This window comes from Paenarthrobacter nitroguajacolicus (assembly GCF_051027655.1).
Classification (GTDB): Bacteria; Actinomycetota; Actinomycetes; order Actinomycetales; family Micrococcaceae; genus Arthrobacter; species Arthrobacter nitroguajacolicus.
Genome location: NZ_CP073234.1, coordinates 3,727,663 through 3,740,744 on the forward strand (window position 1 = coordinate 3,727,663; position 13,082 = coordinate 3,740,744).

The window sequence follows — 13,082 nt, forward strand, 5'->3', positions numbered from 1 at the left end:
CCCCGGCATGCGTGGATCTTCAAAGCCCAAATGCAAAACTCTCATCGCTGTCTTTCCGTCTCTGAATCTCTGAAGGGCATCCTGCCCGGTACACCTCCCCTGAATCAGGAGCAGTGGCATCGGCTTTGGGAAGCACGTCGGTGCGGTGCCTTATGCGACCGGCGGCCGGTTGATTTACTGCGCCTGCCAACCTGCCGACGTCGGGAAATCTTGAAGTCGTTCCTGTGCGGCAGCATGCCGCGCTGGTGGGCAAGAACGGTGGCACCGCTGATGCCGGCGAGAAGCAACCAGAGCAAGAGATGCAGGTGGGCGGCGACGGCAAGGACCACGATCAAGGCGAACGCCAGGATGGCGAACCTGCCCGCCCGCTTTCCCGGGTTGGCAGACGCCAGAACGGGACGCGCCAATAGTGTCAGGACCAGGCCGGCGGTCACGGCCCCGATGGCAGATCCCACGGCCATTCCCGAGACGGCGTTCAGCTGCCAGCCGATCCACAGCCCGCCTATAACCAGAAGACACGCACAAGCGAGGCCGATTTGGCAGCGGCGATAGGCACGCATGGCAAGGAGGATGGTGGCGAGCACCATCAGGACGGCATAGCCGAGACCGGAAGCCGCCAGCCATGGCAGGAGTCCAAGGGAGCCGTGATACTTCTGCGGAACAATGACGCCGGACAGCAGGGGCGGTGCCGTGGCGATGATGGCGAAGGCAACAACCACAAGCTGCCCGAACGAGGCGAAAGAAGCGCCCAGCACCTCGCCGACCTTGACCCCAGGGGTGCGAAGCAAGGGAAATGCAACCAGCGCGGTTCCTGCAGCCACGTAAACCGGCCCCTTTGCAATGGTGGCGAGCGCTTGGAAACCCGCCGCCTCAACCGATCCATTGTCCAGAAAGCCGACCACTACGACGTCGATCCCCACCAGCACGGACACAATGCACAGAACCGACGCGATATCGCTGGTTTCGGCCCATCGCCACTTCTCGAGCAACACCCGCGGACGCCAGCGGAGGTCCCGATAGAACGACCACGGCACCACCAGCGGCGCCAGGCACCCCGCGACAAAACCGAGCACCGCTCCCCCGGCACCCCAAGCCATCACGATCACCAGCAGGCTGAAGATCAACCGCAAGACAACCTCGCCGATGGTTGACACTGCGTACCACGTGAAGCGGAGTTCGCCCTGAAGCCACCCGGCAGGGGCATTCACAACGAAGATGACGAAGGCTGCCAGTGCCACCGCTGCTGCCAGGGCCGGGGTGGCAAGCGCGAGAGTCACACCGCCAGTGATGGCTGCTGCGGCAATACCCGCCAGGCAGGACACGAAGACCGAGAAGGCCACGCCGTTCCGTCGCTCTTCGGAACCTTCCGGATGCACCGCAACCACATGGGACAGCGGAAGCGGAACCATCGCATTGGCCACGATCCCCACAACTCCGAGGATCATTGCGGCAGCCGCGAACTGTGTGTAATCCGCTGTTCCCAGCATGTTGGCCATTAGCAGCGTGCACGCGTAGCTCACCACGCCCACCAGGCCGGCGGACACAGCGAGGAAGCCACTGTTTTGAGCTATGTTGACGTCTTGATCAGGCGTCCTTTCCCTGCTTTCAGCCCTGGGCCTCAAGTTCACTGCGGTGGTTATGGCCTGTTCGGATAAATCCACTGATCAGCTACCGTTACTGGCCATCGTTGGCTTCGGCCGGGGCGAATACACTTCCCGGTCCGGCAAGCAGCGTGCTGCGGCCTGCCGATCGGATGTCTGCAGTGGCCACGCCGATCTTCTTCATCGCGGCGAAAGCCTCGAACTCGTCCCTGCCCTTCATGATGATTGAGACGTGACCGTCGGCCAGGGCATACTCGTCGGTGGGCCTCAGGGCGGCTGTGAAATCAATACCGTCAGGCACTTCAAACTGCGCAGGCACTTCGAACTGAACCAGGGTGGACAAGTCCGAGTGGAAGGCCCGTGGATCTCCGCCGTCGCGGCGCATCTTCGCTTCCTCCAGGAGCACCCCTGTGAGCAGCATGGTGGTGCGGTCCCAGGTAAAGCAGCGGGCCCATTCACGACACTCGCCGGAGACGATGATGGCTGCCTCGGGTTCGGTCAACTCAGTGACTGCATCAACCATGGCAGATCCGAAGTCCGTGGGATGGTCCACCAGCCATCCCGTACGGCCGTCCACTACCGAATCCCTGATTCCGGGAACCCGCAGCGCCAAGCACGGCACACCCCAGGCTGCGGCTTCGATTACTGAACAACCCCAGCCTTCTGATGCCGACGTGGTGGCAGTCATCCATGCACGGCTCAACAGGTTGTCACGGACCTCGTTGGGCTGGTATCCGTGGAAAGTGATGGCGTGGTCCAGGCCGAGGTCCATGGCCAGTTGCTGAAGCCGAGCCCGTTCGGGACCGTCCCCGACGATGTCCATCCGCAGGTTGGGAAGTCTCCGGGCGGCCACGGCGAACTGGCCCAGCAGCAGGTCCAGTCGTTTGTGGGGCACCAGCCTGCTCACGACGGCGATAGTCGGCTCAGCGGCCCGCGCGGCGACTGTGGGCGGAATGTCGATGGTGCCGTTCGGCACCACGTGGATGGGGCCCCCGAATCCAAGCTTTCGCAGTTCCATGCGCGTTGACGGCGATACCGCTACGATGGCGCGCTGCCCATACACGGTCTTGGCGCCACTGCTTTCGAGGAAGCGGCCTACGGCGGCCATGGGCGGGGAGAACCGGGTGCGGAACTGCTCTTGGTGAACGTGGTGGACCAGTTGGACGATCGGGATTTCCCCGCGCAGGAACAACGGAGAAAAGAAGGGTATTCCGTTTTGGCAATCCACCACGGCATCGAACTGGCCGTTGGTGCGCAGGAGCCTGAGTGCGGCCTGCCCATAGATGGAGAGCGCTCCGCCACCGCGCAATATACGGATGCCGTCAAGGGTGTCCTCGGCTGACTGGCCGGTATCCCGGCCGGTAAACCACGTGACACGAACTCCGTTGTTCACCCATCTTCGCGAGATTTCATGCATGTACTGCTCGGCGCCGCCTGCCTGAGAGTGCTTGATATCGCGCCAGTTGAGCACCAGTACATGCTTTCCAGCGAGTTGGGCCGGGGAGTTCAGGTCAGTGGAGCCGTCCGTCATGATGTTGCTTTCTGAAGTTGAATCACCGAGGCGAAGCTGGCCACTCCGTCCTGGAAGGGGCGGAACGTGGACTCAGCTCCATCGGTCCAGGCCACGGGGAGTTCCACAATGCTGGCGTCGTTGTCCTGGAGCCGAAGAAGCAGTTCCACGTCGAAGGCGAAGCCCGTGCTGCGGCACTGCACCATGGCAGCGGTGAGGGCATCCCGTTCGAAAAACTTGAAGCCGCACTGGGTGTCCTGGATGCCTTTGACCTTCGATTTGGTCAGAGCCCGGAAGGCCGTGCCGCCCATTCGGCGCCCGATGTGCTGGGGCACAACAAAGGTGGATCCCGGGGCGTGACGGGAGGCGATAACCGCTGCAGCGCCACCCGCGAGTTGCGCCATGGCTTCAGTGAGCGTTGCCAGCGGCGTGGCGAGATCGGCGTCAAAGAAGCCGGTGTACCTGGACGTCCCGCTGAGGAGGCCACGGCGGACAGCTGCCCCTTTTCCGCGACGGGAACACCCCAGCACTGAGATCGGCACTGCATCTCCCTTTTCCCGGGAGATCCGGTGGACAACCGCAGCAGTCTCATCCACGCTGCCGTTATCCACCACCACAATGCGCGAAGACCACGGCTGAACGGCCAGGAAGTCCACTGTTTGCGTCAGTGTGGTGGCAATTCTTCCTGCCTCGTTGTAGGCAGGAATGATGACTTCGAGGTCTACGTGGGAGCGACGCAACGAGTCTGGATGTCGCCGTGCTTGAAGGCGACCCCTCTTGCCGACATGAACGCTGTGTGCGTGAAGCGGAACCATCAGAACCTCCAATATCCGGGAACGGGGACAAAATTCGTGCTCGCAATATATGCAGTGGGGTTACCACGCAAGTCATGACGCGAATCCGGGCGTTGTGCTCCATGTCATGGATTAATATGGCTGCCAAAGGTGTCCCGGGCGCTCTGAGCGAAATTGCTGGTTCTCTGTCAGAGCCCGTCTATAGAGTGGCCACATGAGCCACACTTCTTCCGCGCCTGCCGCTGCCAAGGAACCCACACTCCAGCCTCCTGTCGCCAAGCAGGTCCCCACCCGCCGCGAACACCATGGCGATGTCTTCGTGGACAACTACGAGTGGCTCAGGGACAAGGAATCGGCCGAGGTTGTTGACCATCTCAAGGCAGAGAACGCGTACCAGGAAGCGGTGACGGCGCACCATGAACCGCTGCGCGAAGCGATGTTCCGGGAGATCAAGGGCCGCACCCAGGAGACGGATCTGTCGGTACCCAGCCGCAAGGATGGCTGGTGGTATTACAGCCGTTCGGTGGAGGGCAAGGAGTACAGCATCCAGTGCCGCGTCCTGGCCGCCAACACGGGCGATCCTGTGGCGGACTGGACTCCCCCGGCGGTTGAAGCAGGCGTTGAGCTTCCCGGCGAGCAGGTGCTCCTGGACGGCAACATTGAAGCAGAGGGCCAGCCGTTCTTCAGCGTGGGCGGTGCCGCCGTTACTGTCGACGGCAACCTGTACGCCTACGCGGTGGACAACTCCGGAGACGAACGCTTCACCTTGCGGATCAAGGATCTGCGGACCGGCGAGCTTCTCCCGGACGTTATAGAGGACATCTTCTACGGGGTGGCTTTCTCCCCCGACGGCACCAGGCTCTTCTACACCGTGGTTGATGATTCGTGGCGGCCATACCAAGTAAAGGCCCACGTCCTGGGCACTCCTGTGTCTGAAGATGAGGTCCTCTACCAGGAGGACGACGTCGCCATGTGGCTCGGCTTCGACCTCTCCTCCGACCGCCGCCACCTGGTGCTCAGCATCGGCTGTTCCGAGTTCAGTGAAACGCGGCTGCTCCGCTTCGAAAATTATGACGCCGGCCTCAGCACCGTCATTTCGCGCGACCACCGTGTCCTCTACGAGGCCGAGCCGTTCCTCCTTGACGGCAAGGAAACACTGCTCCTGACCCACAACAAGGGTGCCATTAATTCGATGGTGAGCCTGGTGGATCCGGCAGAGCTCTCCAGGCCGCTCGCCCAGCAGGGCTGGCGCACCGTCGTCGAGCATTCCGACGACGTTCGCGTCAACGGCGCTGGCGTGACGTCCACCCATTTGGTGTTGTCCGTGCGCAAGGACACCATCGAGCGCGTGCAGGTGCTCCCGCTGGCGGGCCTGGGCACAGCTGCTCAAGGGGCGCCCGTGGAGCCCGCCTTCGATGAGGAGCTTTACACCTCGGGTGTATCCGGCTCCGACTACGAAGCTCCGGTGATCCGCATGGGCTATACCTCCTACTTCACGCCGTCGCGCGTCTACGACTTCGTCCTGCCTACCGCCGAACAGCCCGGAGGCGAGTTGCTGCTCCGCAAGGAAAGCCCGGTTCTGGGCGGCTACTCGGCTTCCGATTACGTCGCCACCCGTGAATGGGCCACAGCCGACGACGGCACACAGGTTCCGCTGTCAGTGCTGCGTCACGCATCGGTCCAGCAGGATGGCACGGCCGCCGGGTTGGTTTACGGTTATGGCTCCTACGAAATGAGCATGGACCCGGGCTTCGGCGTGGCCCGCTTGTCCCTCCTGGACCGCGGAATCGTCATGGTGATCGCCCACATTCGCGGCGGCGGTGAACTGGGACGCAAGTGGTACGAAGACGGCAAGAAACTCACCAAGAAGAACACCTTCACGGACTTCATCGCAGCCACTGACTGGCTGGCGGAGTCCGGTTGGGTCCACCCCACGCGTATAGCTGCCATGGGCGGATCCGCCGGCGGCCTGCTCATGGGCGCGGTCGCCAACATGGCCCCGGAAAAGTACGCCGCCATAGTGGCGCAGGTGCCGTTCGTGGACGCCTTGACCACCATCCTGGATCCTGAGCTCCCGCTATCCGCCCTGGAATGGGAGGAATGGGGCAACCCCATCACGGACCCGGAGGCCTACGCGTACATGAAGTCCTACACTCCGTACGAGAATGTGGGGACCGTGGCCTACCCCAAGATCGCCGCCGTCACCTCGTTCAACGACACGCGTGTGCTTTATGTGGAGCCCGCAAAGTGGGTCCAGGCGCTGCGCTCTGCGTCTACGGGGACGGAGCCGATCGTCATGAAAATCGAGATGGACGGCGGCCACGGCGGCGCATCGGGCCGATATGTGCAGTGGCGCGAGCGGGCCTGGGACTACGCTTTCGTGGCCGACTCCCTTGGTGCCACGGAACTGCTTCCGGGCGCCGGCCTCAAGTAGCTACGCTCGGCGTGCCCGGAGCAATGCGTAGTAGCCAGGGATAAGGTCCGGGGATGACGGATTGCTCAGCGGGCGCGTCTCGATGCTCGCTGAGCCTTCCTCCATAAGGTTCCAGTCCGCCGTCGGGAAGGCCTTGGCCCGTTGCGCGGCACCAAAGCGGCCCGGCATCGGAAGTCCCCGGATTGCCCCCTCGAGCGGCGCAGGAATCGAGTTTCGGGTTGCCCCGAGGTGGCTGACGTAGTCCACAGGCGTGCCAGGGAAGTTGGTCTCGGCCAGGAAGACGCCACCGCGGCTTCCGACGACGGGCAGAAGGTTCGCGGCCAAAGCGGACTGGCCGCTGCGGTCCAGTACGTGCAGGACACCTCGGATGAACACGTTTGCGTCCCCAGCCCAACCCGCAGCTTCAAGGGCCGTCGCCACGGCCTCCACGGCGCCAGGTGCCGTCATGTCGCATACGGCGAATGACGCCGTCGTGATCCCGGCCGCTTCCTGGCGCGCGCGGTCCACCGCATTAGCGGAGTAGTCGAGCCCCAGTGCGTGTGGAAAATGCTGCGCCAGCAGCCGGGTGAAGCTACCGTTCCCACACCCGACGTCAACTATCGGGAGCGTGGGGTCCAGTTGCTTCAGCGTGGGGAGATAGCCATTGAGTTCATGGGCGCTTCCCGAATCCCACAGGACATCGCCCGTTGCGCCGGTTGAACGAACGTTTCCCCAGTACTGGTCCCAGGCTGTGAGCGGGTCTTTCGGGGCTGCAGAGGACAGCCTAATGAGGCGAGGTATCAGCAGGTACTTCCTGAGCGCGGAGAACATTCTCCAAATATATGGGGCTCTATGCCTCCACCAGCCACTCCAACGCTTCTGTTTCGGAGGTGAAGAACTTGGTGGGGCACGGCGGCTTCATGATGCCCAGGAAGAAGTTGGCGATGACCCTGTCCACTGGGGACGAACCCCACAGGGCGATGCGGGAAGCCTGGCAAGGTTTGGCAAACACTGATCGGGCGCCCCTGGTGACTTCGTCCGTAGTTGCCATGTCAACAATCATGGGATGCCGGTCCGAGCCGCAAATTTCGTTGACCCTGTCCATGGCCCTTTGGGCATCCGGTTCCTTGATCCGGGCGCCTCGCGGCCAAGTCAGGCGCAGGATCCCAGGCTCTTCGAGTTCCAATTCGAATGTCACCTGTTGGTGGTCTTGCGGTGTCGCTGGGTGGTCCACGATTCTCCTCGCACTTTTTCCAAACGGCTGCGGTGGAAATCCGGAATGGATCCCCCACACTCACTGCCTCAAGGCTGTCGAATCCGGGAGTCAAAGTAAAGGTGTGTCCCACGACTCAAGAAGCTTGTTTGGAGTTGGGCGGCCACTGGCCGCTATGCCGCTGATAGGGTGTTGCCAAATCCTGAAATATTGTGGACCAAAGGTGGAACGGAAGGGGCTCAGTGGGCGAGACCGTTGCCGGTGAACAGCAGGCCTCCCGCTCGGCTGTCGTGGCGGACTCAGACCATGACCGTCTGGCGGCCACCACGTCCGTGCTTCGTGCAGCGGGCTTCCAGGTTTTCCCTGCCGCAGACACCGCCTCCATGGCCTTGCATCTCCAGCAACTCCGCCCCTCAGTGGTGGTGGCTGAGAACGCCCTTGCCCATGGACTTGGCAGTCCAGGGGTTCCTGTCCTGCTGCTTCTTGGTGCTCAGGAGTCTGTAGACCTTGGGGAAGTGGAGTCCTGGCGCGTATCTGACTACCTCATCAACCCGGTCCGGCCCGGGGAACTCGTCCACCGGGTTGAAACCCTGATCGGTCGTGCAAAGGAGCGTGCACGCTCCCGTGGCGAAATCGAAGCACTGCGGGAAAGCCTCCGGAACGTCTCTTCAGCAATAAGGCAGACCAATGATCCGCAGCTGATCGCCGAGCACGTGGTTCGCGGTTTTGGCGAGGCCTTAGGCGCAGACCATGTTTGGTTCGCCACCTTCCGCGATGAACGGGTCCCCAGCATTCGGGCGCAATGGAACCGTCCGGGACTTCCGCTGCTGCCGGCAAGGCTGGGCGAGAGCGAAAACATCATCATCGAAACGGCAAACCGGCTCTGGGCCGAGGCGGACGTCCTCGCGGTAGCGGACCACCGGGAAGACCCTGACTCGAAGATCGCCAAAGCACTTCAGGAGTGGTCCGGCGGACTTAAACCCATATCCACTGTGCTGCTTCCTGTTGGCGAAGGCGCTTCCGCCATGGGCATCATCCTGTTGTCCACTGTGCAGGAGCGTCACGACTGGACGCGTGCCGAGATCGCCTTGATGCAGCACGTCGCCGGGAACGTAGCCCACGGCCTCATCCAAGGGCACCTCATCAGTGCCCAGCAGCGCGTCCTGCACCAGTTGAGGCAACTGGACAAGGCTAAGACCGATTTCCTGGCCACCGTAAACCATGAGCTACGGACACCCCTCACCTCCATCACCGCCTACCTGGATATGATCCAGGACGGCTCCGGAGGCCCGGTTCCCGAGGGCATCAGGAAAATGCTGGACGTTATTGCCCGCAACTCGGACCGCTTGCGCAGGCTGATTGAGGACATGCTCACAGTCTCCATGCAGGACGGCAGCAACCTGGACCTCAAGCCGGTCGATCTCGACAAGCTCCTGCAGGTGGTGGTGGCAACTCTCCGGCCGTTGGCAGAGTCGCGCCATGTTTCCGTGTCCTTTACGGAGGCGACCGAAGACATTGAAGTCACTGCAGATGAAGCAAAGCTTGAACAGGTGTTCACCAACATCGTAGCCAACGCCATCAAGTTCACTCCCGAGGGCGGCCGTGTTGGCATCACCAGCGCCATGGCAGCTTCCGAGAATGGCGGGCGGGCAGCCCTTGTGCAGATCGAAGACAATGGCTTGGGCATCCCGGAACACGACCTCCCCCACATCCTGACGCGCTTCTACCGCGCGTCCAACGCCACGTCTGCGGCAGTACCGGGCAGCGGATTGGGGCTGGCGATCGCCAACGACATCATCAGCCGCCATATGGGCCGCATGGCCTTTGACTCCATTTTGGGATCCGGGACCACGGTATCCGTGGAGTTGCCGGTGGGAGGACCGTAGGCTGGCTAGCTGTAACCGACCGCTTGAGTGACAGGTTTCGGCTGCGCCCTCCGCGACTGTGACAGCGGTGTCATTGCCAGGCCCGGAAGATGTGATCTGTGGTCACTAATGCTCGACATGCAAAGAAACAAAACTGATGCCCCGGGCAGCAGCCCAGGGCATCAATTTAGCTCGTATGGCCTTGAGAGGCGCTCCCCCAATGTTTAGTTCGGCCACCAACCGATGCTGGTGGTGTTCGTCTTACCTGTGGTGGTGCTGTTCGGCCACCAGCCGATTGCCGTGCTGTCCTGCGTAGGCTCGGCATTAGCCGGAGCAGCGAATCCCGTTACTGCCAGAACCGCCGCCATGAGCAGGGTTGCCGCAAATTTTTTCATCCGCTATGCCCTTTCGTACTGATGCGAATTTATTGACTGTGACTTGAATAAAGTCACGGGGCAAACTATACGAGCTTTTCTTCCGCAATGACATGGATAATGGGCACATGCAAAGTCCTCACCTGGCCACCCACCTTGTTGCCGGACTCAATGCACGCGCCAAATGGAAGGCTCGGGACTTTGACGAGGCCTTCAAGATGGCTGCTGAGGCTGCGGAACTCGCCCGGGATGCCGGCGACGAACTGGCCTGGTGGAACATGCGTTACCTGCAGGCGGAGTGCCTCCGTGACCAAGGAACCATCGAGGAATACCTGGCACTGGCGACCTCCCTCAATGATCACAGCCTTACAGCTTCCTCAGCCGAGCTCGGTGCCAAGGCAGGAACAATGGTAGCCATCGGGCTGCAAGGCCTCGGCCGGCTTGCCGAAGCCGCAACCATGGCGGCCGACGCCGCAAAACTTGCCGCCACGGACCCGGATCTCCTCTACGTTCAGGTCCTTGCCCAACGCGCCCTCATCGCGGCCTTGGCTGAGAGCCGACTGCTGGATGATGCGTGGCGGGAATGCCTTGTTCTTGAGACCTTGATTTCTGACGACATTGATGAAGACACCGCGGGTAAGGGCTACTGGGTGATCGGAAACGTTGCTTTCCTCGCTGACCGCGTTACAGATGGGGGCCGGTACCACGATCTGGCCGCCGAACGGCTTTCACCGTCAAAGGACGTTGATTTGTGGGCTCGCTTCAACCGCGCCTCTGCGGAAATGCGGTTGCAGGCAAAACTCGGTGATGCGGCGACCCTTCGGTGCATTGAAAGGGCAGAGCTCGCTACCGATATTGTGGGCGGTTCCGAGCGGGATCATCTGGAAATGTCCTTGGTCCGCGCCCATTGGAATTACCTCGCCGGTGATATGCAGGAAGCCCTGGCGATCCTTGAACCCCTTTGCTCGCGTTCCTCCATTCTGGCTACCCAAACGTCCGCCGAAGCCCATTTTCTGTTCGGGCGGACTTTGCTGGCGTCCGAGCGACATGAAGAAGGCATGGCTGCTTTCGAAGAAGCAGCTAAGCTCTTCGACCAAGCGGCCCTGCCCGAGCGCAGCGCAGCCGTTCGCGAGCATCTTCGGCAAAGCGTCCGGGGCGGGCCGCACGGGGAGTGAGCATGTCTGACTCAGAAATGTACTCCGCGAATGACCCCCGTTTGGGGCTCCTCTTGGAAGGCATCGTCAGGTTGGCGGCCGGAGACCTGAACACCAGGATCCGGGTCTCCGAGGCACGCGACGAGATTGACGCCGTAATCATGGGCACCAACCTGTTGGCCGAAGATCTACAGATCGTCTACGAGGAGCTGGAGCAAAGGGTGCAAGCCCGGACACAACAGCTCAACGAAGCGCATCTTGCGATGCAGCGCATGGCCATGACGGATCCCCTGACGGGCTTGAACAACCGCTCCGCTTTCGCCACCGCCCTGAGCGAGGCGCAAGCGAACAGCGTGCAAGGCAACAAACGGCCGGGGATCCTCCTGCTGGATATGGATGGCTTCAAGGCCATCAATGATTCACTTGGCCACACCATCGGTGACAAGGTCCTGGAAACAGTGGCGAACCGTATCAGCGGTGCTGTCCGCGAGCAGGACATGGTTGCCCGCATGGGCGGCGACGAGTTCGCTGTCCTGCTTCCGGAGGTGACCCCTGCAGAGGCCAGCGCCATCGGCAGCCGAATCCTCGCCGCCGTGGTGGGGGCGATGGAGATTGAGGGCCAACACCTCCGCTGCGGGGTCAGCATGGGGCTCCGGATAGCCGATCCAGGCCAGCGTGCAGCGGAGCTCATGATGGAAGCGGACATCGCCATGTACGAGTCCAAGGCGGACGGGCGCGGCAAGCTCAAGGTGTTCGCCCCTGACATGCTGCTGGCCCGGCAAATGCGGAACCAGCTGGTGGGCGAGCTCAAAGAAGCGATCACCGATTCTCAGCTGGTGCTCTATTACCAGCCCATCATCAGGCTGGATACCCGCGAGATTGAGGGGGTGGAAGCCTTGGTCCGCTGGAACCACCCCACCCGTGGAATCATCATGCCGGATGAGTTCATTCCCATTGCCGAGGAAACGGGAATGATCTCCGATCTGGGCGGCTGGGTGCTCCGCACCGCCGTCGAGCAGTTGAAGCAATGGCGAACCGACCCCCTGACGGCGGGCCACGACTTCAGCATGCGCATCAACGTTTCAGCCGCGGACCTGCAGCGTCTTGAGTTCATTGAAGACGTTCGCGAGGCGCTGGTATCAGCCGACCTGGACCCATCGCTACTGGTCCTGGAGCTGACCGAAAGCGCCGTGATCCAAGGCAACGACCTGGACCGTTACACGCTCAACAGCCTGCGACGCCTTGGCGTGGGACTGGAGATTGACGATTTCGGCACCGGCTACTCTTCCATCAGCTACCTTCGCCAACTGCCCGTGGATACGGTCAAAGTGGATCGGACGCTGCTCTCCGCCCTGGGCAGCGACCCGTCGCAGCCAGCCCTTCTCGCCGCCGTACTGCAGCTCATCCGCGCCTGCGGCCTGGCTGCTGTGTGGGAGGGCGTGGAAACCGCCGAGCAGGCCGAGTACCTCCTGAGCATCGGGTGCACCAGCGGCCAAGGCTACTACTTCAGCCGTCCTTTGCCTGCAGCGCAATTGACCGAACAGCTGAAACACCACAAGACGTGGCCCGTCAGCTGATTTTCCGGGTCCACGGATGGTGCCGCGTGCGCCACTCCGAGTCCAGAATCGCGTAAATGTTCTCGGTGGCCCACTGGCCTTTGTAGTGCCAGTTGTCCACCAGAGTGGCTTCGAGCCGCATGCCCAGGCGTTTGCAGATGCCAGCAGAACCGGCGTTGAGCGCATCCAGCTTTGCGTCGATGCGGTGGAAGGCCAGTTTCTCGAATGCCAGCTTCATGACGGCTTCCGCAGCCTCCGTGGCGATGCCGTGGCCACGCGCCTCCGGATGCAGTATCCAGCCCAGCTCACCTTGTCCGGTACCCTCCAACCACTTCAGCACTACCTCGCCCATCAGGCCGGGGTGGTCCTTGCGCTCGATGGCAAGGCATACCCAGTCGCCTTCCTGGTTGAACTCGAAGTTGGCGTACCTGCCGAGGACCTCCATGGACTTGGTCTTGGTCAGCTCGTTGCGCAGGAGGTACCGGGCAGTTTCGGGAAGCGACTGATAACCGTGGAACCGTTCAAGGTCCTCGGCCTCGAACCGCCGCAGGATGAGTCGATCGGTGATGATGGGAAGCTCAATTTCGGGCATGACTCCGAGG

At 62.0% G+C, this 13,082-nt stretch carries 11 protein-coding genes; 4 read left to right on the top strand and 7 right to left on the bottom strand.

The window, feature by feature from the left end; translation table 11 throughout:
• Positions 1-104: 104 nt before the first annotated feature.
• The 3 genes from KCX59_RS17565 to KCX59_RS17575 form a co-directional block, all read right to left on the bottom strand.
• Entirely contained in the window at positions 105-1,544 is a 1,440-nt protein-coding gene (locus KCX59_RS17565) for an oligosaccharide flippase family protein (RefSeq protein WP_179017005.1), read from the bottom strand.
• Between the two features lie 130 nt (positions 1,545-1,674).
• Positions 1,675-3,132 carry a glycosyltransferase family 4 protein gene (locus KCX59_RS17570; RefSeq protein ID WP_179017006.1) on the bottom strand — a complete coding sequence of 486 codons (1,458 nt, stop codon included), beginning with the start codon at positions 3,130-3,132 and terminating at the stop codon, positions 1,675-1,677.
• Entirely contained in the window at positions 3,129-3,926 is a 798-nt protein-coding gene (locus KCX59_RS17575) for a glycosyltransferase (RefSeq protein ID WP_218648925.1), read from the bottom strand. The genes KCX59_RS17570 and KCX59_RS17575 overlap by 4 nt, the downstream gene beginning before the upstream one ends.
• 193 nt (positions 3,927-4,119) lie before the next feature.
• Between KCX59_RS17575 and KCX59_RS17580 the strand changes: the two genes are divergently transcribed.
• Positions 4,120-6,339 (top strand): S9 family peptidase, encoded by a 2,220-nt coding sequence (locus KCX59_RS17580; RefSeq protein WP_179017007.1) that lies wholly within the window; start codon positions 4,120-4,122, stop codon positions 6,337-6,339.
• Here KCX59_RS17580 and KCX59_RS17585 read toward each other — a convergent pair whose 3' ends face one another.
• Both KCX59_RS17585 and KCX59_RS17590 read right to left on the bottom strand, forming a co-directional pair.
• Positions 6,340-7,149, bottom strand: a complete 810-nt coding sequence (locus tag KCX59_RS17585; protein ID WP_179017008.1) for a class I SAM-dependent methyltransferase — start codon at positions 7,147-7,149, stop codon at positions 6,340-6,342.
• A 19-nt stretch (positions 7,150-7,168) separates the two neighbouring features.
• A complete protein-coding gene (locus KCX59_RS17590) occupies positions 7,169-7,552 on the bottom strand; it encodes a DUF7793 family protein (protein ID WP_179017009.1) in 384 nt (127 codons plus the stop codon).
• 221 nt (positions 7,553-7,773) lie between these two features.
• Between KCX59_RS17590 and KCX59_RS17595 the strand changes: the two genes are divergently transcribed.
• The gene (locus KCX59_RS17595) at positions 7,774-9,417 is read left to right on the top strand and encodes an ATP-binding protein (protein ID WP_179017010.1); all 1,644 of its coding nucleotides are present in this window, start codon (positions 7,774-7,776) and stop codon (positions 9,415-9,417) included.
• A gap of 203 nt (positions 9,418-9,620) precedes the next feature.
• On the opposite strand, the gene KCX59_RS17600 is transcribed toward KCX59_RS17595, so the two are convergent.
• Entirely contained in the window at positions 9,621-9,791 is a 171-nt protein-coding gene (locus KCX59_RS17600; protein WP_017199100.1) for a hypothetical protein, read from the bottom strand.
• Positions 9,792-9,898: 107 nt separating this feature from the next.
• Between KCX59_RS17600 and KCX59_RS17605 the strand changes: the two genes are divergently transcribed.
• Together KCX59_RS17605 and KCX59_RS17610 are read left to right on the top strand one after the other, a co-directional pair.
• A complete protein-coding gene (locus tag KCX59_RS17605; RefSeq protein ID WP_178995077.1) occupies positions 9,899-10,945 on the top strand; it encodes a hypothetical protein in 1,047 nt (348 codons plus the stop codon).
• A 2-nt stretch (positions 10,946-10,947) separates the two neighbouring features.
• Positions 10,948-12,501 carry a putative bifunctional diguanylate cyclase/phosphodiesterase gene (locus KCX59_RS17610; protein WP_179017011.1) on the top strand — a complete coding sequence of 518 codons (1,554 nt, stop codon included), beginning with the start codon at positions 10,948-10,950 and terminating at the stop codon, positions 12,499-12,501.
• Here the strand turns inward: KCX59_RS17610 and KCX59_RS17615 are convergent.
• On the bottom strand, positions 12,494-13,072 hold the full coding sequence (locus tag KCX59_RS17615; RefSeq protein ID WP_091470562.1) for a GNAT family N-acetyltransferase: 579 nt from the start codon (positions 13,070-13,072) through the stop codon (positions 12,494-12,496). The two genes, KCX59_RS17610 and KCX59_RS17615, sit on opposite strands and share 8 nt — an antisense overlap.
• Positions 13,073-13,082: the final 10 nt, after the last annotated feature.

What these genes read in the sequence shown, in the direction of transcription:
- KCX59_RS17570 (WP_179017006.1), bottom strand. Translation starts at nt 3,132, where the DNA reads ATGACGGACGGCTCCACTGACCTGAACTCCCCGGCCCAACTCGCTGGA.
- KCX59_RS17610 (WP_179017011.1), top strand. Translation starts at nt 10,948, where the DNA reads ATGTCTGACTCAGAAATGTACTCCGCGAATGACCCCCGTTTGGGGCTC.
- KCX59_RS17585 (WP_179017008.1), bottom strand. Translation starts at nt 7,149, where the DNA reads ATGTTCTCCGCGCTCAGGAAGTACCTGCTGATACCTCGCCTCATTAGG.
- KCX59_RS17605 (WP_178995077.1), top strand. Translation starts at nt 9,899, where the DNA reads ATGCAAAGTCCTCACCTGGCCACCCACCTTGTTGCCGGACTCAATGCA.
- KCX59_RS17575 (WP_218648925.1), bottom strand. Translation starts at nt 3,926, where the DNA reads ATGGTTCCGCTTCACGCACACAGCGTTCATGTCGGCAAGAGGGGTCGC.
- KCX59_RS17600 (WP_017199100.1), bottom strand. Translation starts at nt 9,791, where the DNA reads ATGAAAAAATTTGCGGCAACCCTGCTCATGGCGGCGGTTCTGGCAGTA.
- KCX59_RS17615 (WP_091470562.1), bottom strand. Translation starts at nt 13,072, where the DNA reads ATGCCCGAAATTGAGCTTCCCATCATCACCGATCGACTCATCCTGCGG.
- KCX59_RS17580 (WP_179017007.1), top strand. Translation starts at nt 4,120, where the DNA reads ATGAGCCACACTTCTTCCGCGCCTGCCGCTGCCAAGGAACCCACACTC.